Genomic DNA, 24405 nt, shown 5'->3' on the forward strand with positions numbered 1-24405 from the left:
CAGGTGAGCGAGAAGCGCCGCACTCGCGTCAGGTGAAGAAGCGGAACAGCGGGGAGTCGGGGGCGATCACCTCGTAGGTGAGCCCCGAGGCGTCCATCCGCTCCAGCAGCGGCACGTAGCCGTCCGCCGAGCCGAGGGTGAGGCCCACGAACGCTGGCCCGGTCTCCCTGTTCGAGCGCTTGGTGTACTCGAACAGGGAGATGTCGTCCTCCGGCCCGAGTACGTGGTCGAGGAACCGGCGCAACGCCCCGGGCTCCTGCGGGAAGTCGATCACGAAGTAGTGCCGCAGCCCCGCGTGCACCAGTGCCCGCTCCTCCACCTCGGCGTACCGGGAGATGTCGTTGTTGCCGCCGGAGAGCACGCACACCACGGTCGACCCCGGGTGCACCTCCACCGCCGCCCCCGATCCCATCGGGCCCACGGCAGCCAGTGTCAACGCCCCGGCCGGCTCGGCCACGATCCCCTCGGTCTGGTACAGCGAGAGCAGCTCGGCACACAGACGCCCCTCGGGCACCGCCGTCATCGGCAGCCCCAACCGGGAGACCATCTCGAACGGTACGTCGCCCACCCGGCGCACGGCGGCGCCGTCCACGAAGGTGTCGATGTCGGTGAGGGCGACCGGTTCCCCGGCCGCCAGGGCGGCGGCCATGCTCGCCGCGCCGCCGGGCTCGATGCCCACCACCCGGGTCTGCGGGCACGCCTCGGCCAGATAGGCGCCCATGCCGGCGATCAAGCCGCCACCGCCCACCGGCACCACCACGACGTCCGGCGGGTGCCCGAGCTGATCGTGCAGCTCCTTGGCCACGGTGCCCTGCCCCGCGATGGTGCGGGCGTCGTCGAACGGGTGCACCTGCACGGCACCGTCGGTGGTGGCGAACTCACGCGCCGCAGTGGACGCCTCGTCGAAAGTGGAGCCCACCGGCACCAAGGTCACATGGTCGCCGCCCAGGTCGGCGATCCTGTCCAGCTTCTGCTTGGGCGTGGTGCGCGGTACGAAGATCCGGCCCGCGATCCCCAGCTCGTGGCATGCCTTGGCGACGCCCTGGGCGTGGTTGCCGGCACTGGCGCAGACCACGCCGCGGTCCCGTTCGGCCCCGTCCAGGTGCAGCATCAGGTTGAACGCACCGCGGATCTTGTACGAGCGCACCTGCTGCTGATCCTCGCGCTTGAGCAGCACCTGGGCACCGGTCGCGGCGCTCATCCGTTCCCAGCGTTGTAGCGGGGTGCGGCTGACGGCGTGCTGGATCCGCTGAGCCGCCTCGCGGACGGAGGCGGCGGTCACGGCTTCGTTCGGCATCCTCGAAGTCTAGGAGTGCGCGATCACCACCGTGGCTGGACGGCCGGTGCCCAGCGTGGGCGTGCGACACATCACAACTATTGCCCCGGCCCGGCCGCAGTGTGTTAGGCAGGGGCCATGGATGTGATGGAAGTCGTGCGGTGGGTCGCCGCTGTCGGAGCCTCGGCCGCCGTGGTGGTCGCGGTGCTGATCGTCGCCAACATCGTGGTCGGCCGGGTCGGTCGCCGCGTGCCCTTCCTGGCGCGCGCCTGGCGCAAGGTCCGCCGCCCGCTGGCCGCCCTTGTGCTGGCCATCGCGCTCCGCGTCAGCTTCGCCCAGACCGCTGAGGACGGCACGTTCCGCGACGTCGGTCTGCACGTGCTGCTGATCGCGGTGATCATCGCCGCGGTCTGGCTGGTGGAGACCGTGGTGCTGGCCTGGCTCGCGCACCTGCAGCACGAGGCGGTCCAGCGGAAGTCCGACGACGATCGCGCTCGCCGCCGGGTGGAGACGCAGATGCGGCTGATCACCCGGGTGGTGGACGTCGCCTTCCTGGTCGTCGGTGTGGCGATGGTGCTGCTCACCTTCCCCGGGGTGGAACAGATCGGCGGCGCCATCCTGGCCTCGGCCGGCGTGCTGTCGGTGGTGCTCGGCATTGCCGCGCAGACCAGCCTGGGCAACCTGTTCGCCGGCCTCCAGCTGGCGTTCACCGACGCCATCCGGATCGGCGATGTGGTGGAGGTGGACGGCACCTGGAGCACCATCGAGGACATCACGCTCTCCTACGTGGTGGTGAGCATCTGGGACGAACGGCACAAGGTGCTTCCCTCCACGTACTTCACCACTACCCCGTTCATCAACTGGAGCCGCACCGGCGACACTGTCACCGGCGTCGTCTACTTCTCGCTCGACTGGCGGGTGGACCTGACCCGGTTGCGGGCAGCGTTCGAGGAGATCGTCGACGAGAGTGGCCTGTGGGACGGACGTGCCCGCTCGATCCTGGTGACCGACTCCTCCGGCGACCGGCTGACCGTGCGAGCCCTGGTGACCAGCGTGAACACCGACGCCGACTGGACCCTGCGCTGCTATGTGCGCGAGCACCTGGCCACCTGGCTGCGGGAGAACAACCCGGCGGCGCTCCCGATCCAGCGGGTCGTGCTCGGCGACCCGGCTGACTCGGCCGAGCGTTCCTGACCTCAGTTCCCGGTCAAGTGAGGCCGGCCGCCGTTGCCATGTCGGCCCGGAGCGCGACCAGGCGCTCCGCTGCCCGGGTGCGGGACGCCGTCACGGGCTCGCCCGGGGCGACCGGTTCGACCACCTCGAGGTAGAACTTCAGCTTCGGTTCGGTGCCACTGGGGCGCACGATCACCCGGTCCCCGGCCTTGGTGAGGTAGAGCAGGCCGTCCGTGGGCGGCAGGTCCGGGTAGGTCTGCCCGCCCCCGTCGTTCAGGTCGAGGGAGGTCACGACGGCGGAGCCCGCCAAGGTGCGCGGGCCCGCCATCCGTAGCCGCGCCATCGTGGCGGTGATCTCGTCGGTGTTCTCCACCCGGACCGTCAGTGGGGCGGTGGCGTGCACGCCGTGGGTGACGGCGAGGTCGTCCAGGGCATCGAGCAGGGTGCGGCCCTGAGCGCGAAGATCGGCGGCGAGTTCGGCGATGCGCACTGCGGCTGAGATCCCGTCCTTGTCCCGGACAGCTGCCGGATCGACGCAGTAGCCGAGGGCTTCCTCGTAGCCGTAGACCGCTCCGGGGACGCGGCTGATCCACTTGAACCCGGTGAGGGTGGCCCGGTGCGCCAGACCGTGGGCGTCGGCGATCGACGCCAGCATCCGGGAGGAGACGATCGAGCTGACCAGCACAGGCCTCGCGGCCCTGCCGGTATCGGCGCCACCCTCCCCGGGGGTGTCAACTTCACCCCCGGTGGGTTTGTTGTCGGTGGAGGAGCGGTCAGCGACGTGGTCGTCGGTGACGCCGTGGCTAGTGGTGGCCAGGCGGGCGGCCTGCTCGCCGAGCAGCGAGCCCACCTCGTCTCCGGTGAGCTGGCGCCAGCCGCCCTCGGCCGTGGGGTCGGGCACCGCGACCGAGCAGCGGTCGGCGTCCGGGTCGTTCGCCAGCACCAGGTCGGCGCCGTTCGCCCGAGCGGTCGCGAACGCCAGATCGAGCGCGCCCGGTTCCTCCGGGTTCGGGAACGCGACCGTGGGGAAGTCGGGATCGGGCTCGGCCTGCTCGCGCACCAGGTGCACCGTGGTGAAACCGGCCGCACGCAACACCCGGGTTGCGAGCGCCCCTCCTACCCCGTGCATGGGGGTCAGCACGATGCTCAGCCCAGCACGCGCCGACGCCGGCGCCGGCGCGGTGACCAGGCTTGCCGCGCGATCGGCGTAGGCGTCCACCAGTGAACGCTCCGCGATCTCCACCGAACCGCCCTGCCGGTCGCCCTCCTCGGCGCTGCGCGGCACGGAGGCCACCGATGGCACCGCGGCGATCTGCGCCGCGATCCGTTCATCCGCCGGCGGCACGATCTGCGCACCTTGGCCGGCGTCGGTGATCACCCGGCCACCGAGGTAGACCTTGTACCCGTTGTCCTCGGGAGGGTTGTGCGAGGCCGTCACCATCACACCGGCGTCCGCGCCGAGCTCGCGGACGGCGAACGCCAGCACCGGGGTGGGCAGCGCCTCGGGCAGCAGCACGGACCGTCCACCGGCAGCCGCGACTACGTCCGCGGTGTCCCGGGCGAACGTCGCGGAGCCGTAGCGCGCGTCGTAGCCGATCACCACCACCGGAGCAGCACCATCCAGGACCTCGTGCAGGTACGCCGTCAGGCCGGCCGCAGCCTGGATCACCACGGCGCGGTTCATCCGGTGCGGGCCGGCGCCGAGGCGGCCGCGCAGGCCCGCCGTGCCGAAGGTGAGTGGTCCGGAGAACCGGTCGGCCAACGCATCGAGCGCCTGCTCCCGCTCGCTCGGCTCGACCCCGCCCCCCTCGGCGTAGCCGAGCAACTCGCGCAGCTCGTCGACGGTGGCAGGGTCCGGGTCGTCCTCGATCCACGTGCGCACCTGGCTCAGCAGCGCGTCATCGGGCCTCATGGCACCGCCCGGCGCACGATCTGCGCCAGCAGCTCCGAGATGCGGGGTGCGGCCGCCTGCCCTGCCTCGATCACCTCGGCGTGGGAGAGCGGTTGGGCGGAGATCCCGGCGGCCAGGTTCGTCACCAGGGAGATCCCCAGGATCTCCAGACCCGCGTGCCGGGCCGCGATGGCCTCCAGGGCTGTGGACATGCCCACCAGATCCCCACCGATCCGCCTGGCCATCTGTACCTCGGCCGGGGTCTCGTAGTGCGGCCCGCGGAACTGGCAGTACACGCCCTCGGCCAGGCTGGGGTCCACCTCGCGGGCGATCTCCCGCAGCCGGGGGGAGTACAGGTCGGTGAGGTCCACGAACGTCGCACCCTCCAGCGGGGAGGCGGCGGTGAGGTTGATGTGGTCGCTGAGCAGCACCGGGGTACCGGGAACCCACTCCGGGCGCAGCCCACCGCACCCGTTGGTCAGCACCACGGTCTGCGCGCCGGCGGCAGCGGCCGTGCGTACCCCGTGCGCCACCCGGCGCACCCCGCGGCCCTCGTAGAAATGCGTCCGCGCACCCAGCACGAGGGCATGTCGGGTGATGCCGGCGTGGTCGGAGTACCGGATCGAGCGCAGCGTGCCCGAATGACCGGGCACGCCGGAACGAGAGAACCCCGGCACCTCGCCGGCATCGATCTCGGCCACTGTCTCCCCGAGCACGTCGGCCGCCGGGCCCCAGCCCGATCCGAGCACCAGGGCGATGTCGTGCCGGTCCACCCCGCTGCGTGCGGCGATGGTGCGCGCCGCCTGAGCGGCCGCCTCGAACGGGTCGGTGCCGGGATCATCCAGGTCCACGACCGCATGTGCAGGGTCGGTGCTCGCGTTCTCACTCACATGCCCGAAGATACCGCCCACCGTGCACAATGAACGGGTGACCTCCACACCCGATGCACCTGCACCATCCGAACAGAGCAGTGGCGTGGGCCGCTCGAGCACCCGCGAAGGCTCCCGCGTCGTCATCATCGGCGGCGGCCCCGGGGGATACGAGGCCGCGCTGGTGGCCCGTCAGCTCGGTGCCGACGTCACGCTGGTGGAGCGCCAAGGGGTCGGTGGGTCGGCCGTGCTCACCGACGTGGTGCCCTCCAAGACGCTCATCGCGACCGCCGAATGGATGACCCTCACCGAGAGCGCCAGCGAACTCGGCATCCGGCCGCGCGGGGAGGAGGCGATCTCCTACACGGCCGACTTCAGCACCGTGAACGCCCGCGTGGTCGCCCTCGCGAACAAGCAGAGCACCGACATCCACACCCGCCTGGAGCGCGAAGGGGTGCGCCTGGTGGACGGCACCGGCCGCCTGGACGGGCCGCACCGGGTGATCGCCACCACCGCGCACGGGGACATGCAACTCCCCGCCGATGTGGTGCTGCTCGCCACCGGAGCCCGCCCGCGTGAACTCCCGACGGCGCAACCGGACGGAGAGCGCATCCTCACCTGGACGCAGCTGTACCACCTCACCGAGATCCCGGAACGGCTGATCGTGGTCGGCTCCGGGGTGACCGGCGCCGAGTTCGCCGGCGCCTACAACGCCCTCGGTGCCGACGTGGTGCTGGTCTCCAGCCGGGACCGGGTGCTGCCAGGGGAGGACGCCGACGCCGCCGAGCTGATCGAGCAGGTCTTCAAGCGCCGCGGCATGGAGGTGCTCTCCCGGTCCCGCGCGGCATCTGCACGCCGCACCGAGAACGGGGTGGAGGTTGAGCTGGCCGACGGGCGCATGGTCAGCGGCTCGCACTGCCTCATCGCCGTGGGTGGGGTGCCGAACACCGAGGACCTCGGCCTGGCCGAGACCGGGGTGGCGGTGAACGAGCGCGGCCACATCCAGGTGGACCGGGTCTCGCGCACCACGGTGCGCGGGGTCTACGCCGCGGGCGACTGCACCGGGGTGCTGCCGCTGGCCTCCGTCGCAGCCATGCAGGGGCGGATCGCCATGTGGCACTCCCTCGGCGACGCGGTGTCCCCGCTCGACCTCGGGCAGGTCTCGGCAAACATCTTCACCGCCCCGGAGATCGCCACCGTGGGAATCCCGCAGCACAAGATCGACTCCGGCGCGGTGGACGGCGCCGTAACCACTCTGCCCTTGGCCCGCAACCCACGCGCAAAGATGCAGGGGATCAATGAAGGTTTCGTGAAGCTGTTCTCTCGCCGATCCTCCGGCACAGTGATCGGGGGCGTGGTGGTAGCGCCGAGGGCGAGCGAGCTGATCTTCCCGATCACGCTGGCCATCTCCAACCGGCTCACCGTGGACCAGATCGCGGGGGCGTTCACCGTGTACCCGTCGCTGTCCGGGTCGATCGCTGAGGCCGCCAGGACACTGCACGACGCCCGCGGGTAGCACACCCTCGGCCTCAGCCGATGCTCGTCGACTCACCCAACGGCACCGACTCCAGCTGGGTGGCGTCGTCGGCACCGATCAGGCCCCGCTCACGCAGCCGTCGGATCGCCCGACGGCGGTCGTCGAGCAGCTTCTCGCGCTCCCGTGGATCCAGGGCATCGATGAGTTCGGCAGCGGTGCGCTGGTCCGGGGTGCCGATCGTGCGGAAATGGTCCGGGATGGGCACCCGGCGCCCACGGGACCCGAGCACGATCGCCGCAAGGATGATCGCCGCCGCGGCGGACGCCACCCAGACCGGGAGGGAGGGCACGGCGAAGGCGGCGATGTCCACTCCCCGCACCGTCTCCAACTGCAGGAGGGCGAGACCGCCGCAGACGATCGTGCCCGCCAAGTACACGATCTCGACCGGCGCGGCGTGCCGGTCGCTGCGCAGCCACCGAACGGCGACCACTACCACCCCGACCACGGCGACCGCGAACGCCCACGCGGTCACGGGCACCCCCAGAGAGTCGTCCAACCCGTCCCCGAACCGGCCCGCACCACCGAGCGTGCTCACGCCGGTGATCGGGGCCATCATCAGCACCACGATCGCGACCGCACGCAGCAGCCGCCGGGTGGTAGCGGAGTCCGTGACCCGTTGACGCCCGAGGGCGCGCAGGATCTCGTCGTGGTTCTTCAGCACATACAGGTCGAGGTCGCCCAGCGCCAAGCCGTACGCCGGAACCTGCTTCGACCAGGTACGCACATTGATCGTCTGATTCGCCATCGGCGTCCCTTCGGTCGACCGGCGGACTCGAGATGTCAATCACACGCTACTGACCTGCGCAATCGTGACCGTTGGCGGTCGTCGAAGCATCGTGTGATCGTTACGCTCAAGTCATGCCAGTCGCACTGCCCGACCCCCGCGAGGTCGACGTTGTCACCCTGACCCGCGCGATCTGCGACATCCCCAGCGTCAGCGGGAACGAGACCGCGCTCGCGAACGCCGTCGAGGACCTGCTGCTCAGCGCCGACCACCTCGAGGTGCTCCGCGACGGGGACGCCGTGGTGGCCCGCACCCACCTGGGACGAGACCGCCGGGTCGTCATCGCCGGCCACTTGGACACCGTGCCCATCCAGGACAACCTGCCTACCCAGCTGCTGCAGCGCGACGGCGAGGAGATCCTCACCGGCCGAGGCACCGTGGACATGAAAGGCGGCGTCGCGGTCGCGCTGCACCTCGCCGTCACCCTCACCGATCCGGGCGTCGACGTGACCTGGGTCTTCTACGACCACGAAGAGGTCGAAGCGACGAAGAACGGGCTCGGCCGCGTGGTGCGTACCCACCCGGACTGGCTGACCGGTGACTTCGCCGTGCTTGGTGAACCCACCGCCGGGGGCATCGAAGGCGGCTGCAACGGCACCCTGCGTGTGGAGGTGCGCACCCACGGCACCACGGCTCACTCCGCCCGCGCCTGGAAGGGGCACAATGCCATCCACGACGCCGCCGACGTACTGGCCCGGCTGGCCGCGTACAGCCCGGGCGAGGTCGAGGTGGACGGGCTGGTCTACCGGGAGGGGATGAACGCCGTCGGGATCCGTGGCGGGATCGCCACCAATATGATCCCGGACGAGTGCGTGGTCACCGTGAACTACCGGTTCGCGCCCTCGGCGAGCGTGGAGCAGGCGTATGCCCACGTGTGCGAGCTGTTCGACGGCTACGAGCTCGCACTGACCGACTCCTCACCGGGCGCCCGGCCCGGGATGGACTCCCCAGCCGCCCGTGACTTCCTGGAGGCCGTCACCGCTGTGACGGGCGGGGAGCTCGGCCCCAAGTACGGCTGGACCGATGTCGCCCGGTTCAGCGAGCTGGGGGTCCCCGCCGTCAACTTCGGCCCCGGCGACCCCTCGCTCGCCCACGCCGACGACGAGCACGTCCCCACCGAGCAGATCCGACAGTGTGCAGCCGCCCTGGCTGCGTGGTTGACCGCCCCGGCTCACGGCCCGGGCGAGAAGAGGAGCCCACAATGACCGCTGACCGCAAGCACAATTACTGGAAGGGCCCGGTGCAGCTTCGGGGCCGGCAGATCCCGGAGAAGACCACCGATGAGCGACTCCTCGAGCCCTCCGAGGGTGCCGACTGGGTGCACTCCGACCCGTGGCGGGTGCTGCGGATCCAGTCCGAGTTCGTGGAGGGCTTCGGCGCGCTTGCCGAGCTCGGCCCCGCGGTGAGCGTGTTCGGCTCCGCCCGGACACGCCCGGAGGACCCCGAGTACGCACTCGCCGAAGAGGTGGCCCAGAACATCACTGCCGCCGGGTACGCGGTGATCACCGGCGGTGGCCCGGGCGTGATGGAGGCTGCCAACAAGGGGGCGCACGAGTCCGGCGGCATCTCGGTAGGGCTGGGGATCGAGCTCCCGTTCGAGCAGGGCCTCAACGAGTACGTCGACCTCGGTGTGAACTTCCGGTACTTCTTCGCTCGCAAGACGATGTTCGTGAAGTACTCCGAAGGTTTCATCGTGCTCCCCGGTGGTTTCGGCACCATGGACGAACTGTTCGAGTCGCTCACTCTGGTGCAGACGAAGAAGGTGAAGCGGTTCCCGATCGTGCTCGTGGGCACCGAGTTCTGGGGCGGCCTGGTGGACTGGATCCGGCACTCGCTCGCCGGTCGCGGCACGATCTCCGAGCACGACCTGGATCTGGTGCACCTCACCGACGACCCGGCCGAGGCCGTGGATGTGGTGGTCAAGGCGAACCGGAGCCGCCGCCGCCAGGAGATGGCTGCGGCCGCCGATGCTGCGGCGCGCGCCGGTGCCGCCGGTCCCGAGTGAGCACCCGATGATCTGGGTCACGGCCATCACCTGGATGCTGCTCGGTGTATGCGCATTCGTCGCGTGCGTCGCGGTGGCCGTCTCCAGCGGGCAGTGGCAGGTGACCTTCGACGACCCCTCCGACCCTGACCAGGCCGAGATGATGGAGTCCCGCGTCACACCTGGCATAGAATGGGACATGAACCGCACCACAGGTGGGTCGTCAGGGGAGATCACGCCCGCGACCACCGAGGGCGCATCACGCACTCAGAACAGGGAGTAACCCCATGGCCGCCATGAAGCCCAGAACCGGTGACGGACCGCTCGAGGTCACCAAGGAGGGCCGTGGGATCATCATGCGCGTGCCGCTCGAAGGTGGTGGTCGTCTCGTGGTCGAGCTCAAGCCCGGCGAGGCGGACGAACTGAGCGCTGCGCTCTCCGCCGTCGCCGGCTGAGGATGGTTCACGCCCCCACACTCACCGTAGGACCTGCCACTCCCGGCTCGGACGACCTGAGCGCATGGGGTGAGGACGCCACGCTTGCGCTCGCCGTCGCCCCGGCCATGCCCGACGGCGCAGGGGAGCACTCCCTGCGCGTCGCCGGGGTGCATGGGTACGACATCGACCTTGCCGAGTGGGCCGGCACAGCGGGCGTCACCGGCAGGGCCGGTGAGTCCGTCGTGGTGTCGTTGCCCCGCCTCGAGCGTTGGGCGGGCCTGCCGCGCAGGGTCGTGTTCCTCGGGATCGGGGACGGGTCGGACCGTTCCTCACGCCGCGCCGGTGCGGCACTGGCCACGACCTCGGTGGGGCAGGAGCATGCCGTCCTGGTGCTTGCCGATCTGCTCGACGGCGATGCTTCCGCCCTGGTCGAAGGCGTGCTGCTGGGCGCCTACGCGCCCCCGTCTCAGGGATCGGCGGTCACGAGATCAGCGTCACTGGCAGCACTGACATTGTGCGGCGCAGCGGTCGATCTCGATGCTGCGGTCGCCGACGGGGCGATCGCAGCGGAGACCACGCTGGTGGCTCGTCGCCTCGCGGCGACGCCGTCGAACGTGAAGAACCCGCAGTGGATGGCCGAGCAAGCGGCCGAGCTCGCCGAGGGGACCGGACTACTTGTGCAGTCCCGGGACGAGACCTGGCTCGCACAGCACGGCTTCGGCGGGATCCTCGCCGTCGGCGGTGGTTCCGACAGTCCACCGCGCCTGGTGACCGTGGAGCACCCTGGAGCCCCGGGAGCCGACGACTCGGCACCTGTGGTGCTGGTGGGCAAGGGCATCACCTATGACACCGGTGGCATCTCGCTGAAACCACGCGAGGCGATGATCCCGATGAAGACGGACATGGCCGGTGCCGCGGCTGTGCTGGGCACCGTCCTCGGCGCCGCACGTGCCCAGCTTCCGGTGCGGGTGGTGGCAGTACTGCCGTTGGCCGAGAACGCCATCGGCGCCGCGTCCTACCGGCCCAGCGACGTCGTCGAGATGGTCGACGGCACCACCGTGGAGATCGGGAACACCGATGCCGAAGGGCGCATGGTGCTCGCCGACGCGATGGCGTGGGCGCGAGCGACCTACGCCCCGGCAGCGCTCGTGGACGTGGCCACGTTGACCGGCGCAGCGAGCCTTGGTCTGGGCAAGCGGCACGCAGCGCTGTATGCCACCGACGACGTGCTCACCACTGGTCTGCAGACGGCGGCCGAACGCACCGGCGAGCAGGTGTGGCCGATGCCGCTGGTGCCCGAGTACCGTCGCGCCCTCGAGTCCTCGGTGGCTGATCTGTCCCACATCGCCACCGACGCCACGGTCGGCGGTGGCTCCATCACCGCGGCCCTGTTCCTGCAGCATTTCGCGGGGGAGCAGCCGTGGGCGCACCTGGACATCGCCGGCCCTGGCCGCTCACCCAAGGCGGAGCACGAGGTGAGCGAAGGGGCGACCGGATTCGGCGCGCGCCTGCTGTTCCGTTGGCTGCAATCGCTGGGCCAGTAAGAGCTCCAGCCCGCGCTCACCCCTATGCTGCGGCCGTCCACCCAGCGCCGAACGCAATGTTGTGCGGCGTTTCCCGCATCAGACGCCGCACACAGTTGCGTTCGGCGGGGTGGGGAGTGGTGCTCGGCGGGGTGGGGAGTGGTGCTCGGCGGGGTGGGGAGCGGCGCCTCAGCGCAGGATCGCGACCAGGAGGCCGTCGCCGACCGGGAGCAGCGTGGGCATCAGGCGTTCGTCCTCGCGGAGACGGCGCCCCAGCTCGCGCATCGCGACCGTCTGCTCGTCACGTCGCGCCGGGTCGGCGACCCGGTCGCGGGCGAGCGCGTCCGTGACGGCGAGGATTCCCCCGGCACGCAGCATCCGGACGGCCTGGTCGGCGTCGTCAGCGGCCTCGGCCGGGTCCCCGTCGACCACGACCATGTCGTAGGCGGTGTCCGCCAGCCGGGGGAGGACATCCAGGGCTCGGCCGGAGATGGTGCGCGTCCGGGTCGGCCGGACATGGGCTGCAGCGAAGCTCTCCTTGGCGGCGCGCTGGTGCTCGACCTCGACGTCGATCGTGGTGAGCACACCGTCCTCGAGCATGCCCTCGAGCAGCCAGAGCCCGGAGACGCCAGTCCCGGTACCGACCTCGGCCACCGCTCGAGCCTTCGCCGCAGCGGCGAGCATCCGCAGGGCTGCGCCGGTGCCGGTCGAGACCGGGGTGATGCCGAACTCCTCTGCGCGGCCACGCGCGGCCTGCATCTGCTCGGGTTCGGTGAGGAAGTCCTCGGTGTAGGCCCAGCTCTGGGCCTTGTCGGCAGCGATGGTGGGCCTCCCGGAAGGTGCCGGCGGAGCCGGAACGAAACTGTCGGTGATAGTCGGTGACCTCGATGGTAGCGCCGATGCCCCGTCTCGCACGCGGCGTGCCCGGCCAGGCGGCGGGTCGCTTCTCGCGGTGAGTGGCGCCGTCGGTCCTCTCCCAGGAAGTTCTCAGGTACTGCCTCTACGATGGACGGTGACATGGACACGCTTACTTCTGTCACGACCGACGGCGACCCGGACCAGACCGCGGACGCCACAACGGGCTGGCAACCGCCCACCTGGGAGCAGGTGGTGCGCGAGAACTCCGATCGGGTCTATCGGCTTGCCTACCGCCTCACCGGTAACCGGGCAGATGCGGAAGACCTGACCCAGGAAGTGTTCGTGCGGGTGTTCCGCTCATTGAGCTCATACGCTCCGGGCACCTTCGAGGGGTGGCTGCACCGGATCACCACCAACCTGTTCCTGGACGGCCAGCGCCGCAAGAAGCGCATCCGGTTCGACGCCCTGGGCCCCGCTGCCGAGCGGGTCCCGGCCACCGGCGAGGCGGGGTCTCCCGAGCGCCGGTACGAGCACGAGAACCTCGACACCGACATCCAAGCGGCCCTGGACGGGCTCAAGCCGCAATACCGTGCGGCCGTGGTGCTGTGCGACATCGAAGGTCTCTCTTACGAGGAGATCGGGGCAACCCTCGGCATCTCCATGGGGACCGTGCGCTCGCGGATCCACCGGGGCCGGGCTCAGTTGCGCAAGGTATTGGCGCACCGTGCACCCGGCGCCCCGGACGGTGGTCTGCTCGTCGGGCCCGGACCCGAACACGACGCTCCGGCCGCCACAACTCCCGTCCTCTCACCGGTGTCTCCCGGAGGCGCCGGATGAGCCATCTGGGACCGCTCGTCTCCCCGTTCGTCGACGGACAGCTCTCCGCTGCGCGGGTGGCCAAGGCAGAACAGCACCTCGCGCAGTGCCAAGCGTGCCGTGCCCAGGTCGAGGCCGAGCGGTCCTGCCGAGACGCCGCACGCGCCGCTCGAGCGGTCCCGGTCAACCCAGACCTCACCGAGAAGCTGCTGGCCCTGAGCATCCCGGACGCCTCGCCCGGTCGGCTGAACACCGGAACGGGAGAGGTCGAGCGTGCCGTGCGCGGTACCCGGGTACGGGTGATCTCCGGTGCGCTCGCCTCGGCGGGCGTGTTCGCCGTGGCCCTGTTCGTGCTCGGCGGGCAGCAGCGCCAGGTGGACGACCTCACCGCCATGGTGCCGACCATCAAGGATCCGGTCGGCCTGACGGCGATGCCAGGCCTGGCGAATGCCCCCTCCACCGCGAGCACCGCCTCGGACGGCAGCGGCGACGAGATCTCCGGCACGGTCCTGGACTGGATGAGTACCTCCGGGTGGTCTACCCCCAGCGACCTCCCGGCCGGGATGCGGGTGGAGAACGTCAGCGTCGCCGAGAGCGCTGACGCCGGCGGTCAGGTGCTGCAGCTGGACCTCGTCTCCGGTCAGGCGGTCGTGCACGTGATGGAGCAGCGCGGGGTGCTCGACACATCGATGATCGCAGCCCTCGAACCGGTCCAGGTGGGCGAGCACGAGGCCTACTTGGTGGCCGAGGACTGGTGGATCCTCCAGTGCGGCGGGTCCGTCGTGGCCGTGTCCTCCGGCCCGGACCCGACGGCGGCGCACGAGGTGATCGTGCGGATGGCCGAGAACGACGACCCCGGTGTCGTGGACCGGATGGCGAACGGTCTGCACGTCCTGCTCGCCGGCTCGTGACCGCCCCGCAGGAGCCGCACGGGCCGGCACAGGGGCACGGCTCCGCGGCCTGGCACCCGCCCGCAGCATCGTCGGCACCAGCCCAGCGCCCCCAGCCCTCGCCGACGGTGCCCGCGGACGGGAGCACAGCACGGGACGCGGGAGAGCGCCCCGACCGTGGCCGACGAGGCCGGCGCGGTGTCGCGGGGGGAATGGTGGTGCTGCTGATGGTGCTGAGCCTGCTGGTCGGCCTGATCGCCGGAGCCATCGGTGGTGTGCAGCTCTTCGACGAACCACAGTCGCGGCCGCTGCCGACCGCTGCACCCACGAGCGATCGTCCCAGTCCTGCCGACCTGGACGAGAGCTCAGTGGCGGGGATCGCTGCCGACGTGCTGCCCAGCACCGTCTACATCCGCACCAGTGGCGCCGGGCAAGGCGGGTCAGGAAGTGGCTTCGTGCTCCGCGAGGATGGGTACGTCGTCACGAATCATCACGTGATCGCCGCCGCTGACGAGGTCACGGTCGTGCTGGCCGACGGCAGTCAGGAGCCGGCAGACGTGGTCGGCTCCACGGTGGACTACGACCTGGCCGTCCTGCAGGTGGAACGCACCGACCTGACCCCGCTGCTGCTCGGTGACTCGGACGGGTTGCGTGTCGGCGATCCGGTGGTAGCGATCGGTGCGCCACTGGGCCTGGAGGGCACGGTCACCGCTGGGATCGTCAGTGCGCTGAACAGGCCGGTGAGTATCCCGGGGGAGGAAGGGAGCTCGTTCCTGAACGCCATCCAGACCGACGCGGCGATCAACCCCGGTAACTCCGGAGGCCCCTTGGTGAATGCCGCGGGTGAGGTGATCGGCGTGAACTCAGCCATCGCCTCCACGGCTCAGGTGGGATCCTCGGCCGGCAGCGTCGGCCTCGGTTTCGCGATCCCGAGCACGCAGGTGCGGCGGACCGCACAACAGCTGATCGATACCGGCCAGGCCAGCTACCCGATCATCGGGGCCACCCTGAACGGGCGGTACAGCGGCGAGGGTGTGCAGGTCCTGACCGATGACGCGGACGACCTGGAGGCGATCGTCCCCGACGGCCCGGCTGACGACGCAGGTCTGGAACCGGGCGATGTGATCGTGGCGATCAATGGTGAACCGGTGACCTCACCGGACGAGCTGATCGTGAAGATCCGCGCGCGTGCGCCGGGGGAGACGATCACCCTCACCGTGCGGGAAGGCGAGCAGGAGCGCGACGTGGATGTGGTGCTCGGAGAGCGCGTCAGCGAGCAACGATGAGCCCATGGGTGAGGAGCACTCGGTACGTGCCATAGGCTTCGGGTGTGCAACTTGGGTTTGAAGAGATCGCCATCGTGGCCGTTCTCGCCGTGCTGCTCATCGGTCCGGAGCGGTTGCCCACCTATGCCGAGCAGTTGGCCCGGCTGGTCCGGACGTTGCGGGACATGGCGCGTGGGGCGACCGCGACGATCAAGGAAGAGCTCGGCCCGGAGGCTGCCGACCTCGACTTCAGCAAGCTCGACCCCCGGCAGTACGACCCGCGCCGTATCGTGCGCGACGCACTGCTGGACGACGAGAAGCCCACCAAGCCGAGCGGCACGGCGACGAAGACCGGTTCCTCCATTCGCTCCTCGAGCACCACGTCGAAGCCGGCGACCGGATCGAGTGCGGGCGAGGATGACACCACCGACGAGGCAGCTGCAAGCGGGGGTGCCACGACCACCGCGACCGACAGCGACGCGACCGACACAGTCGAACCGGTCGACCCGCTCGCGAACGGCGCCCCCTACGACGACGAAGCGACCTGAGTTCCCGCCACCGCGGTGAGGCGGGTTCAGCCGACCGGCGAGATGGAGAGCTTGCGTCCGGCGAGCCCACGCTGACGGGTGCCGAGGGTGTGGGCGACCTCCCGCAGCACGTCGGCCGCCTCGGAGTGATCGGTGGAGGTGACCAGCGGGGAACCGCTGTCGCCGCCCTCACGCAGTTCCACCTCGATCGGGACCTGACCCAGCAACGGCACGTCACTACCGAGCGTGGCGGTGAGCTGGTCGGCGACCCGCTGACCGCCACCGGACCCGAACAGCTCCAGGCGGCTCCCGTCCTGCTGCACCAGCCAGGACATGTTCTCGATCACCCCGGCCACCTTCTGCTGCGTGGCCTGCGCCATCGCACCGGCACGCTCGGCCACCTCGGCGGCGGCGAGCTGCGGGGTGGTCACCACCAGCAGCTCGGCGTTCGGCAGCAGCTGCGCCACGGAGATGGCGATGTCCCCGGTGCCGGGCGGCAGATCGAGGAGCAGCACGTCCAGGTCACCCCAGAACACGTCCGCGAGGAACTGCTGCAGGGCGCGATGTAGCATCGGTCCCCGCCACACCACGGCCCGGCCCGGCTCGGTGAACATCCCGATGGAGATCACCTTCACGTCCCCGGCCACCGGCGGAAGGATCATGTCGTCCACCTTGGTGGGCGGCAGCTCCACGCCCAGCATGCGGGGCAGGGAGAAGCCGTACACGTCGGCGTCCACCACGCCCACCTTGAGACCGTCGGCGGCCATCGCGGCGGCGAGGTTCGCCGTCACCGTGGACTTGCCGACCCCGCCCTTGCCCGAGGCGACGGCGTAGACCTTGGTGAGGTTGTCCGGTTGTGAGAACGGGATCACCGGTTCGGCCATCCCACCGCGCAGCTTGGTGCGCAGGGCGGTGCGCTCCTCGTCGGTCATCACCGTCATCGACACCTCGGTCCGCGCGACCCCTTCGACGGCGTTCGCGGCGTTGGTGACGTCGCGGGTGATCGTCTCGCGCAGCGGGCACCCGGAGGTGGTCAGGGCGATCGTGACGGTGACGGCTGCGCCGTCCGGGCCCTCGGACGCCTCGACGTCCCTGACCATGTCGAGCTCGGTGATCGGCCGCCGGATCTCCGGGTCGAGCACCGAGGTCATGGCCTCGCGGACGCGTGCGATCAACTCAGACATACCCCGAGTCTACGGTCGTCGATCCACCCCGGAGTTCGTGGGTGTGTCCCGGCCCACGTCCTGGTCGGAGGAGTCCTCCCGCTCGGCCTGGATCTCCTCCAGCAGAGTGCGCAGCTCGCTGCGCAGGAAGTCCCGGGTGGCCACATCGTTCATCGCCATCCGCAGTGCGGCGATCTCGCGAGCGAGGAACTCGGTGTCGGCGAGGTTGCGCTCGGCCCGCTGCCGGTCCTGCTCGGCGGCCACCCGGTCCCGGTCGGTCTGCCGGTCCTGCGCGAGCAGGATCAAGGGAGCCGAGTAGGAGGCCTGCAGGGAGAGCATCAAGGTGAGCAGCGTGAAGTTCTGGGCGCGCTGGTCGAACTGCAGCTCCACCGGGGCGAGGGAGTTCCAGCCGAGCCAGACGCCGCAGAACACCGTCATGTAGAGCAGGAACCGCGGGGTGCCGATGAACCTCGCGATGGCTTCGGCGAACTTGCCGAAGGAGTCCTTGTTCCGACGGCGGGGGATGAGCCGGCGCCGGATCTTCAGCGGGGTGTCCAGGCGGTCAGACATTCTGGCCTCCCAATGCGGCGTCGGTCACCTCGTCGTCCGCCTCCCGCCAGTGGTCGGGCAGCAGTTGGTCGAGAACGTCGTCCACGCTCACCGCACCGAGGAGCCGGCGATCTTCGTCCACCACGGGAAGTGCGGTCAGGTTGTACGTGGCCAGCAGCCGGGTGATCCGTCCGATCGGCGCGTGCGGGTCGACGGCTTCGACATCCTTGTCCAGCAGACCACCGATCGCTTCGTGCGGGGCTTCGCGGAGCATCCGCTGCAGGTGGATCACCCCGAGCAGGCGGCCCGTGGGCGTCTCCTGCGGAGGGCGCACCACGAAGATCATCGCGGCCAGGGCGGGGGTGACGTCCTGCCGGCGGGCGTGCGCGAGCGCGGTGGCCACCGACGTCTCGGGGGAGAGGATGATCGGCTCGGTGGTCATCAGACCACCGGCGGTGTCCTCGTCGTAGATGAGGAGGCGGCGCACGTCCTTGGCCTCGTCGGGCTCCATCAGCTCGAGCAGCTCGCTCGCCTTCTGCGTGGGCAGCTCGGCGATCAGGTCGGCGGCGTCATCGGGCTGCATCTCGTCGAGCACCTTCGCCGCGCGTTGAGCGGTCAGGGCGGAGAGGATCGCGACCCGGTCCTCGTCACCGAGCTCCTCGAGCACGTCCGCCAGGCGGACGTCGGGCAGTGCCGCGGCGACTTCCTTGCGTCGGCGCTCGGGCAGGTCGTGCAGCACGTCGGCGAGGTCGGCGGGCTTGAGGTCGTCCATCGTGGCCAGCAGCGCCGCGGCGCCCTGCTGCTCCGCCGACGGCGCCAGGCCGGTCACCTCGGCGGTGTCCACCACCTGGCCCTGCCCTCGCATGAAGAGCCGGCGCCCGCTGCTGTGCCGTTCCTGCCGCACGAACAGCTTGGTCACCAGCCAGTCCCGGTTCCGCTGCTGCTCCAGCCCGACATCCTGGATGGTGACCTTCTCGCCACCGTCGCGCAGGGTGACCACGCGGTCCAGCAGCTGGCCCATCACCAGCGTCTCCGCGGCCCGGCGCTGGAACCGTCGCAGATTCAGCAACCCGTTCGTGATGACAGCGCCGGGATCGATGGCGGTGACGCGGGAGAGCGGGAGGAAGACGCGCCGCTTCCCGGGCACCTCCACGACCAGGCCGACGGCGCGGGGTGCTTGACGTACCCGGAGCAGCACCACGACGTCATGCACCCGGCCGACACGGTCCCCGAGCGGGTCGAAGACGCCGATGCCGGCGAGGCGCGCGACGAAGATGCGGCTCGTGGTGGTGCTCACGGGTGCAGCCTATGTCAGCAGGGCGTTCGCGTCGGGTGACATGGCGGCTGAATCTGGGCGAGAATGAACACATGCCAGCAATGAGCCCGACCGACCCGCGCGCCGGGAACCAGCCCCGCGGAGAAGAGATCGCCACCTACTCCAGCTACCTGGAGGCCCAGCGTGCCGTGGACTACCTGGCCGACGAGGAGTTTGCGGTGAGCGCCGTGACGATCGTGGGCAAGGACCTCACGATGGTGGAGCGGATCACCGGCCGGCGCACCTACCCGAAGGTGGCGCTGCGCGGCGCCGGCTCCGGTGCCTACTTCGGCTTCTTCATCGGCATCCTGCTGCTGCTGTTCGGTGGCACGCTGGCACAGACCCTGCTCCCGGCTCTGCTGATCGGTGCGGGTGCCGGCATGCTTTTCGCGGTGATCGCCTACGCGATGACGGGTGGGAAGCGCGACTTCACCTCGACCTCCCAGGTGGTCGCGGGATCGTTCGCGATCCTCTGCCTGGAGGAGAAGGCCGGTGAAGCCCGTCGCGTGCTCAACGGCCTCGGCTCCGACGGCCAGTCGGGCGGGCCGGGCGCCCCGGTGACCCAGGTGGCCCGCCCTTCGGAGGAGCCGCAGCCGCCTGCCCAGCATCCGCCTGTTGAGCAGCAGCCTGCCCAGCAGCCGCCGGCTCAGCAGCCCTCGCCCCAGCAGCCGCCGGCGCACCAGCCGCCACACGAGGACCGGCCCCCGCAGCAGTAACGCTCAGCCGCTCGCTCGTTCGGCGACTCCGAACCCCTCCTGATCGAGCACCTCAGTGAACTCGACCCCCGGGAACTTCGCCTCGGCGTAGGTCACCACGTCCTCCGGGGGCGCATCCCCGTACACCCCCGAGCTGGTGTTCACCACCACCAGGTCGGGCACCGGGTTGTCCTCGTTGCCCACCCAATACACCTCCGCCCGGGGCGCGAGATAGGCCATCAGGGTGATGTCGGTGGCCACCACGGCGCCGTCGGGCACCGCCTCCAGTGCGGCCTCGGCACCGTCGGCGTTCCACGCGGGCTGGTAGAGCTCCGGATCGGTGAGCTGCCAGAGCGGGAACCGGAACGTGACCGCCAGGGCGAGCACCAGCAGTCCCGCCCCGATCCATGAGGTGTACGGGCGCAGCCGCAGCACCAGCACCGCATCCACCGCGGCGAGGAAGACCACCGGCATCAGCACCGCCGAGTAGTGCCAGTCGGTGCTCCAGTGGAACGGCACGTCCGAGGTGAGGCGCCACGCGAAGGTGGGCAGCGTGAGCAGCACGATCGGGCTACGCAGCGCGAGGAAGGCCGTCACCCCCACCACCATCAGCACCAGGCCGAGCTTCGCTCCGGCCCCGGTGAACAGGGCCCCGACGGCGGCCCCTGGGTCTTCCAGGAGTGTCGCCAGGATGGAGTCGTCGGCGTAGTCCCAGACGCCGTCGGGGTTCAGGGAAGGCAGCACCACCTTGGTCACCAGCACGAACGCGGCCACGCCCCCGGCCGCCGTCAGCAGGCCCAGGCGACGTGAGCCGCGCAGGGCCACCACCACCCCCACCATGGTGAGGGTCAGGCCGAGGTCCTCCTTGATGCCCAGCAACGGCAGCGCCCACAGCACCGCCGCCCGATGGTCACGGCGCACCAGGGCCGCACCGGACGCCGTCAGGAAGGGCAGGGCGAGGGCCACCTCGTGGAACTGCGACGCCACGGCGGACTGCAACCCCCAGCTCAGCCCGTAGGCCATCCCCAGGGTGGTCCCGCCCACTCGACCCAGGTGGCGCACCGCACAGCCCGTGAGCACCGCCGCGGAGACGCCGATCAGGGCGTTCTGCAGCACCAGCAGGGTGAGGCCGGACGGTGCGAGGGCGTAGGCCGGGGTGAGTAGCACGAGCAACGGGTGGAAGTGGTCGCCGAGGAGCATGAAGCCCTCGCCCTTGATCGGCACCACCGGGGAGCGCAGCTCGGCGTACGCACGCAGCAGCTGGGTGAAGATGCCCAGGTCCCACGACGGCGAGGTGAACCGGGACCACTGGCGAACCGAGAACACGGTGTACAGCGCGGTGGTGAGCAGCCCTACGGCCAGTGCCGGCAGCACGCGTCGCCGGCCGCGCACCCCACCGGCGGCCCGCTCGGGCGCCGGGGCGGGCGTCTGGCTGCTGTCAGTCACGCAGCGAGGCCATCCACGCCTCCACGTCCTCCGGGCGGCGGGGCAGCGCGGCGGAGAGGTTCTCCACCCCGTCGGCGGTCACCAGCACGTCGTCCTCGATCCGCACCCCGATGCCGCGGTACTCCTCCGGCACGGCCAGGTCGTCGGACTTGAAGTACAGGCCCGGTTCGATGGTGAACACCATCCCCGGCTCCAGCTCGGCGTCGAGGTACATCTCCCGGCGTGCCTGGGCGCAGTCGTGCACGTCCAGGCCGAGATGGTGGCTGGTGCCGTGCGGCATCCACCGGCGATGCTGCTGCCCGGCGGGACTGAGCGCGACGTCCGCACCCACCGGCAACAACCCCCAGGCGGCGAGCCGCTCGGCCAGCACGGTCACCGCAGCCGTGTGCACGTCCCGGAACTTCAGACCGGGCTTCGCGGCAGCGAAGGCGGCGTCGGCGGCGTCCAGCACCGCGGTGTAGATCCGGCGCTGGACCTCGGTGAACGTGCCGTCCACCGGCAGGGTGCGGGTGACGTCCGCTGTGTAGAGGGAGTCCACCTCCACCCCCGCGTCCACCAGCACCAGCTCCCCGGCGCGGACCTGGCCGTCGTTGCGGATCCAGTGCAGCGTGGTGGCGTGGTCGCCGGCCGCGGCGATGGTGTCGTACCCGGTGCCGTTGCCGTCCTCCCGGGCGCGGGCGCCGAACGCTCCTTCGATCACTCGCTCCCCGCGGGGGTGCTCGGTGGCGCGGGGGAGGGACCGCACGATCTCGGCGAAACCGTCGATCGTGGCGTCCACGGCGCGGCGCATCTCGGTCACCTCCCAGTCGTCCTTGACCAGGCGCAGCTCGGAGAGGGCCTCGGCGAGCTCGCCGTCCTCGGCCTGGGTGGAGGTGGCGTCGATCTCCTGGCCGGAGGAGGTGCGTGCGGCGTGCACCTGGGCTGTCACGGCGTCGTCCGCTTCCGGCACCACACGGATGCGCACCTGCCCGGCGTCCTTGGCGAGAGCGTCGGCGAGTTCGTCGATGTGCGCGCACCGGATGCCGGTCCGGGCCTCCAACTCGGTCAGGGTGGGCCGGGCGCCCACCCAGAACTCCCCATACCGGGCGTCGGCATAGAACTCTTCGGTGTCCCGCCCGGCGAGCGGACGGAAGTACAGCACGGCCTCATGACCGCCATCGGCCTCAGGATGCAGCACCAGCACCGCGTCCGGTTCCTCGTCCGTGCCGAGCCCGGTGAGGTGCGCGAAGGCGGTGTGTGGCCGGAACCGGTAGTCGGTGTCGTTCGAGCGGACCTTGAGCGGGCCGGCCGGGATCACCAGGCGGTCCCCGGCGAAGTGCTCGGCGATCCGGTCCCGGCGGGCCGCGGCGTGGTCGGCCACCGGTGCCCGGGCCACGTCCGGCTCAGGACGCGCCGCCCACTCGGCGGCGATGAACGCGCGGAACGCGTCGGAGGTGGGGCGCTGGGAGCGGTTCGAGCCCCGGTCGGAGAGCTGCTGGGCGGCGTCGCGTTCATCGGCTGAAGAGACCATGCGCCCATGATCGCAAACTCCCGAGCGTCTCACTCACCGGACACCGGCGGTTAGTGTGGGGCCCGTGCGCATCGACCTCCACACGCACTCGCGCGTGTCCGACGGAACCTCCACGCCCACCGAGCTCGTGCATGAGGCGGCCGCGGCCGGGGTGGACGTGCTGGCGCTCACCGACCACGACAGCACGGCCGGGTGGGCGGAAGCGGCCGCCGCCGTGCCGGACGCGGGCGTCGGCCTGGTCCGAGGGACCGAGATCTCCTGCACCGCCGGGGGAATCAGTGTGCACCTGCTCAGTTTCCTGCACGACCCTGACGACGCCGCGCTGAACGCCGTGCTGGAGGCTTCGCGAACATCTCGGGACGGGCGCGCCCAGGCGATGGTGGCCCGCCTCGCCGAGGACGTCGACCTCACCTGGGCGGACGTGCAGGCGCAGGCCTCCGACGGCGCCACGATCGGCCGCCCGCACCTCGCCGACGCGCTGGTGGCCAAGGGGTACGTGGCTGATCGGGCCGAGGCGTTCGCCTCGTGGCTCTCCCCGGCAGGTCCGTACTACGTGCGCTACCAGGCTCCGGACGCGGTGGACGCGGTCCAGCTGGTGCGGGCGGCCGGAGGTGTGCCGGTGTTCGCACACCCGCGTGCCAGCGCCCGTGGTCGGGTCGTGGACGAGTCGATGATCCGGGAGATGGCCGGGGCCGGGCTCGCCGCACTGGAAGTGCACCATCGCGATCACACCGCGGCCGACCGGGAGTACCTCACCGCGCTCGCCGCAGAGCTCGGTCTCCTGGTGACGGGATCCAGCGACTATCACGGCACCGGGAAGCTGAACCGGCTCGGCGAGCACACCACGTCCGAGGCTGTGTTCGAGGTGATCGCGGCTCAGGGGGCGGTGGAGGTGCTGACCCCGTGAGCGCAATCATCGACGGCACCCTGTTCGCCACCACCTTCCTCACCCTGTTCGTGATCATGGACCCGCCCGGCACGGTGCCCGTGTTCCTGGCGTTGACCTCCACGATGACGGCGAAGCAGCGCGCCAAGGCCGCTCTGCAGGCAGTGAGCGTGGCCTTTGGTGTGATCGTGGCGTTCATGCTGTTCGGGCAGCATCTGATGAGCTTCCTGAACATCTCTGTGCCGGCGTTGCAGGCCTCGGGCGGGTTGCTGCTCCTGCTGGTGGCCTTGGACCTGCTCACCGGTAAGGCCGAAGAACCCTCGCCGTCGGGCAAGGTGAACGTGGCCCTGGTGCCGCTCGGCACTCCGCTGCTGGCGGGCCCGGGTGCGATCGTTGCCGCCATGCTCGCTGTGCAGCGCTCTGAGGGAAGCCTGCCCGAGTGGGTGGCGATCGTCGCGGCGATCGTGGGGGTGCACCTGTGCCTGTTCCTGGCGATGCGGTTCGCCGGGATCATCCACCGGGTACTCGGCGAGGGCGGCACCATCCTGGTCACCCGGATCGCCGGGCTGCTCCTCGCGGCGATCGCGGTGCAGCTCATCGCTGACGCCGTCCGGGCGTTCATCCTCGCCGGCTGACAGCGTCGTTGGGGAGATCTCCCCATCGTGCAGGCCGGGGCCTGCCTCTAGCGTCGATCACGAAGGCGCAACGGGAGAGGACCTGGTGGGCGACGTCGACATCTTCAAAGCCGAGCTGGAGGGATCCGCCGCGGCGATGAGCCGGGCCGTGAGCGAGCTCGACCAGGCGCGGGCCGACCTCACCGGCGAGGGGTTCGGCATCGAGAACCCGGCTGGTCGAGCCGGTCTACGACTGGCCGTGCGGGGGCAGATCGAGACGCTCCGCGATACTGCCTTGAACCGGTCCGTGGCCGCATCCACCCTGAGCGCGAACGTGCAGGCCATTGCTGACGACTTCGGCATGCTCGACGACGAACTGTTCGGGAAGTAGCAGCAC

General features: G+C 70.6%; 25 protein-coding genes. 15 read left to right on the forward strand and 10 right to left on the reverse strand.

What is annotated here, in order from left to right; genetic code table 11:
• Positions 1 to 28 precede the first annotated feature (28 nt).
• Positions 29 to 1297: a threonine ammonia-lyase IlvA gene (ilvA, locus tag BLU77_RS02210; RefSeq protein WP_089771501.1), complete on the reverse strand. Its 1269-nt coding sequence runs from the start codon at positions 1295 to 1297 to the stop codon at positions 29 to 31.
• Positions 1298 to 1414: 117 nt separating this feature from the next.
• Between ilvA and BLU77_RS02215 the strand changes: the two genes are divergently transcribed.
• Complete coding sequence (locus BLU77_RS02215; protein WP_089771502.1) at positions 1415 to 2470, forward strand: mechanosensitive ion channel family protein; 1056 nt, start codon at positions 1415 to 1417, stop codon at positions 2468 to 2470.
• A gap of 13 nt (positions 2471 to 2483) precedes the next feature.
• Here the strand turns inward: BLU77_RS02215 and BLU77_RS02220 are convergent, their stop codons facing one another.
• Positions 2484 to 4361 (reverse strand): phospho-sugar mutase, encoded by a 1878-nt coding sequence (locus BLU77_RS02220; RefSeq protein WP_089771503.1) that lies wholly within the window; start codon positions 4359 to 4361, stop codon positions 2484 to 2486.
• Entirely contained in the window at positions 4358 to 5230 is an 873-nt protein-coding gene (locus BLU77_RS02225) for a purine-nucleoside phosphorylase (protein ID WP_245708628.1), read from the reverse strand. The genes BLU77_RS02220 and BLU77_RS02225 overlap by 4 nt, the downstream gene beginning before the upstream one ends.
• 85 nt (positions 5231 to 5315) lie before the next feature.
• Between BLU77_RS02225 and BLU77_RS02230 the strand changes: the two genes are divergently transcribed.
• Positions 5316 to 6725, forward strand: coding sequence for an NAD(P)H-quinone dehydrogenase (locus BLU77_RS02230; RefSeq protein WP_245708768.1), 1410 nt, complete (start codon positions 5316 to 5318; stop codon positions 6723 to 6725).
• Positions 6726 to 6738: 13 nt separating this feature from the next.
• Here the strand turns inward: BLU77_RS02230 and BLU77_RS02235 are convergent, their stop codons facing one another.
• A complete protein-coding gene (locus BLU77_RS02235) occupies positions 6739 to 7491 on the reverse strand; it encodes a hypothetical protein (protein ID WP_089771505.1) in 753 nt (250 codons plus the stop codon).
• Positions 7492 to 7604: 113 nt separating this feature from the next.
• Here BLU77_RS02235 and dapE point away from each other — a divergent pair, with 113 nt between their 5' ends.
• Genes dapE through BLU77_RS02260 form a run of 5 tightly spaced genes read left to right on the forward strand, consistent with a single transcriptional unit; the run spans position 7605 to position 11495 of the window.
• A complete protein-coding gene (gene dapE / locus BLU77_RS02240) occupies positions 7605 to 8735 on the forward strand; it encodes a succinyl-diaminopimelate desuccinylase (protein WP_089771506.1) in 1131 nt (376 codons plus the stop codon).
• The gene (locus BLU77_RS02245) at positions 8732 to 9535 is read left to right on the forward strand and encodes an LOG family protein (protein ID WP_089771507.1); all 804 of its coding nucleotides are present in this window, start codon (positions 8732 to 8734) and stop codon (positions 9533 to 9535) included. Before dapE ends, BLU77_RS02245 begins: the two co-directional genes overlap by 4 nt.
• A 7-nt stretch (positions 9536 to 9542) precedes the next feature.
• Positions 9543 to 9797 (forward strand): hypothetical protein, encoded by a 255-nt coding sequence (locus BLU77_RS02250; protein WP_139177549.1) that lies wholly within the window; start codon positions 9543 to 9545, stop codon positions 9795 to 9797.
• Positions 9798 to 9801: 4 nt separating this feature from the next.
• A complete protein-coding gene (locus tag BLU77_RS02255; RefSeq protein ID WP_089771509.1) occupies positions 9802 to 9969 on the forward strand; it encodes a DUF3117 domain-containing protein in 168 nt (55 codons plus the stop codon).
• A gap of 2 nt (positions 9970 to 9971) precedes the next feature.
• The gene (locus BLU77_RS02260; RefSeq protein ID WP_089771510.1) at positions 9972 to 11495 is read left to right on the forward strand and encodes a leucyl aminopeptidase family protein; all 1524 of its coding nucleotides are present in this window, start codon (positions 9972 to 9974) and stop codon (positions 11493 to 11495) included.
• Positions 11496 to 11663: 168 nt separating this feature from the next.
• Here the strand turns inward: BLU77_RS02260 and BLU77_RS02265 are convergent, their stop codons facing one another.
• Complete coding sequence (locus BLU77_RS02265; protein WP_089772913.1) at positions 11664 to 12296, reverse strand: O-methyltransferase; 633 nt, start codon at positions 12294 to 12296, stop codon at positions 11664 to 11666.
• Positions 12297 to 12491: 195 nt separating this feature from the next.
• Here BLU77_RS02265 and sigE point away from each other — a divergent pair, with 195 nt between their 5' ends.
• From sigE to BLU77_RS02285, 4 genes are all read left to right on the forward strand, one after another.
• On the forward strand, positions 12492 to 13169 hold the full coding sequence (gene sigE / locus BLU77_RS02270; protein ID WP_217632341.1) for an RNA polymerase sigma factor SigE: 678 nt from the start codon (positions 12492 to 12494) through the stop codon (positions 13167 to 13169).
• Positions 13166 to 14059, forward strand: a complete 894-nt coding sequence (locus BLU77_RS02275) for an anti-sigma factor family protein (protein WP_089771512.1) — start codon at positions 13166 to 13168, stop codon at positions 14057 to 14059. The genes sigE and BLU77_RS02275 overlap by 4 nt, the downstream gene beginning before the upstream one ends.
• A gap of 191 nt (positions 14060 to 14250) precedes the next feature.
• Positions 14251 to 15324, forward strand: a complete 1074-nt coding sequence (locus BLU77_RS02280) for a S1C family serine protease (RefSeq protein WP_089771513.1) — start codon at positions 14251 to 14253, stop codon at positions 15322 to 15324.
• Between the two features lie 44 nt (positions 15325 to 15368).
• On the forward strand, positions 15369 to 15851 hold the full coding sequence (locus BLU77_RS02285) for a twin-arginine translocase TatA/TatE family subunit (protein WP_089771514.1): 483 nt from the start codon (positions 15369 to 15371) through the stop codon (positions 15849 to 15851).
• A gap of 26 nt (positions 15852 to 15877) precedes the next feature.
• On the opposite strand, the gene BLU77_RS02290 is transcribed toward BLU77_RS02285, so the two are convergent.
• The 3 genes from BLU77_RS02290 to BLU77_RS02300 are packed head-to-tail and all read right to left on the reverse strand — an operon-like array spanning position 15878 to position 18839.
• The gene (locus BLU77_RS02290) at positions 15878 to 17014 is read right to left on the reverse strand and encodes an Mrp/NBP35 family ATP-binding protein (protein ID WP_089771515.1); all 1137 of its coding nucleotides are present in this window, start codon (positions 17012 to 17014) and stop codon (positions 15878 to 15880) included.
• A 9-nt stretch (positions 17015 to 17023) separates the two neighbouring features.
• Positions 17024 to 17563: a DUF1003 domain-containing protein gene (locus BLU77_RS02295; protein WP_089771516.1), complete on the reverse strand. Its 540-nt coding sequence runs from the start codon at positions 17561 to 17563 to the stop codon at positions 17024 to 17026.
• Positions 17556 to 18839, reverse strand: coding sequence for a magnesium transporter MgtE N-terminal domain-containing protein (locus tag BLU77_RS02300; protein WP_089771517.1), 1284 nt, complete (start codon positions 18837 to 18839; stop codon positions 17556 to 17558). The genes BLU77_RS02295 and BLU77_RS02300 overlap by 8 nt, the downstream gene beginning before the upstream one ends.
• Before the next feature lie 71 nt (positions 18840 to 18910).
• On the opposite strand from BLU77_RS02300, the gene BLU77_RS21965 reads away from it, so the two are divergent.
• Positions 18911 to 19573 (forward strand): YflT domain-containing protein, encoded by a 663-nt coding sequence (locus BLU77_RS21965; RefSeq protein WP_089771518.1) that lies wholly within the window; start codon positions 18911 to 18913, stop codon positions 19571 to 19573.
• A 3-nt stretch (positions 19574 to 19576) separates the two neighbouring features.
• Here BLU77_RS21965 and BLU77_RS02310 read toward each other — a convergent pair whose 3' ends face one another.
• Entirely contained in the window at positions 19577 to 20998 is a 1422-nt protein-coding gene (locus tag BLU77_RS02310) for a DUF2079 domain-containing protein (RefSeq protein WP_089771519.1), read from the reverse strand.
• A complete protein-coding gene (locus BLU77_RS02315; protein ID WP_089771520.1) occupies positions 20991 to 22508 on the reverse strand; it encodes an aminopeptidase P family protein in 1518 nt (505 codons plus the stop codon). Before BLU77_RS02315 ends, BLU77_RS02310 begins: the two co-directional genes overlap by 8 nt.
• A 64-nt stretch (positions 22509 to 22572) precedes the next feature.
• Here BLU77_RS02315 and BLU77_RS02320 point away from each other — a divergent pair, with 64 nt between their 5' ends.
• The 3 genes from BLU77_RS02320 (at position 22573) to BLU77_RS02330 (ending at position 24399) form a co-directional block, all read left to right on the forward strand.
• Positions 22573 to 23415: a PHP domain-containing protein gene (locus BLU77_RS02320; protein WP_089771521.1), complete on the forward strand. Its 843-nt coding sequence runs from the start codon at positions 22573 to 22575 to the stop codon at positions 23413 to 23415.
• Positions 23412 to 24029 (forward strand): MarC family protein, encoded by a 618-nt coding sequence (locus BLU77_RS02325; RefSeq protein ID WP_089771522.1) that lies wholly within the window; start codon positions 23412 to 23414, stop codon positions 24027 to 24029. Before BLU77_RS02320 ends, BLU77_RS02325 begins: the two co-directional genes overlap by 4 nt.
• A gap of 85 nt (positions 24030 to 24114) precedes the next feature.
• Entirely contained in the window at positions 24115 to 24399 is a 285-nt protein-coding gene (locus BLU77_RS02330) for a hypothetical protein (RefSeq protein WP_089771523.1), read from the forward strand.
• Positions 24400 to 24405 lie beyond the last annotated feature (6 nt).

The sequence above is a fragment of the Ruania alba genome (assembly GCF_900105765.1).
Taxonomy (GTDB): Bacteria; Actinomycetota; Actinomycetes; order Actinomycetales; family Beutenbergiaceae; genus Ruania; species Ruania alba.

Coding starts and splice junctions, on each gene's coding strand:
- ilvA (WP_089771501.1), bottom strand. CDS start 1,297: ATGCCGAACGAAGCCGTGACCGCCGCCTCCGTCCGCGAGGCGGCTCAG.
- BLU77_RS02215 (WP_089771502.1), top strand. CDS start 1,415: ATGGATGTGATGGAAGTCGTGCGGTGGGTCGCCGCTGTCGGAGCCTCG.
- BLU77_RS02220 (WP_089771503.1), bottom strand. CDS start 4,361: ATGAGGCCCGATGACGCGCTGCTGAGCCAGGTGCGCACGTGGATCGAG.
- BLU77_RS02235 (WP_089771505.1), bottom strand. CDS start 7,491: ATGGCGAATCAGACGATCAATGTGCGTACCTGGTCGAAGCAGGTTCCG.
- dapE (WP_089771506.1), top strand. CDS start 7,605: ATGCCAGTCGCACTGCCCGACCCCCGCGAGGTCGACGTTGTCACCCTG.
- BLU77_RS02245 (WP_089771507.1), top strand. CDS start 8,732: ATGACCGCTGACCGCAAGCACAATTACTGGAAGGGCCCGGTGCAGCTT.
- BLU77_RS02250 (WP_139177549.1), top strand. CDS start 9,543: ATGATCTGGGTCACGGCCATCACCTGGATGCTGCTCGGTGTATGCGCA.
- BLU77_RS02255 (WP_089771509.1), top strand. CDS start 9,802: ATGGCCGCCATGAAGCCCAGAACCGGTGACGGACCGCTCGAGGTCACC.
- BLU77_RS02260 (WP_089771510.1), top strand. CDS start 9,972: ATGGTTCACGCCCCCACACTCACCGTAGGACCTGCCACTCCCGGCTCG.
- sigE (WP_217632341.1), top strand. CDS start 12,492: ATGGACACGCTTACTTCTGTCACGACCGACGGCGACCCGGACCAGACC.
- BLU77_RS02275 (WP_089771512.1), top strand. CDS start 13,166: ATGAGCCATCTGGGACCGCTCGTCTCCCCGTTCGTCGACGGACAGCTC.
- BLU77_RS02280 (WP_089771513.1), top strand. CDS start 14,251: ATGGTGGTGCTGCTGATGGTGCTGAGCCTGCTGGTCGGCCTGATCGCC.
- BLU77_RS02290 (WP_089771515.1), bottom strand. CDS start 17,014: ATGTCTGAGTTGATCGCACGCGTCCGCGAGGCCATGACCTCGGTGCTC.
- BLU77_RS02295 (WP_089771516.1), bottom strand. CDS start 17,563: ATGTCTGACCGCCTGGACACCCCGCTGAAGATCCGGCGCCGGCTCATC.
- BLU77_RS21965 (WP_089771518.1), top strand. CDS start 18,911: ATGCCAGCAATGAGCCCGACCGACCCGCGCGCCGGGAACCAGCCCCGC.
- BLU77_RS02315 (WP_089771520.1), bottom strand. CDS start 22,508: ATGGTCTCTTCAGCCGATGAACGCGACGCCGCCCAGCAGCTCTCCGAC.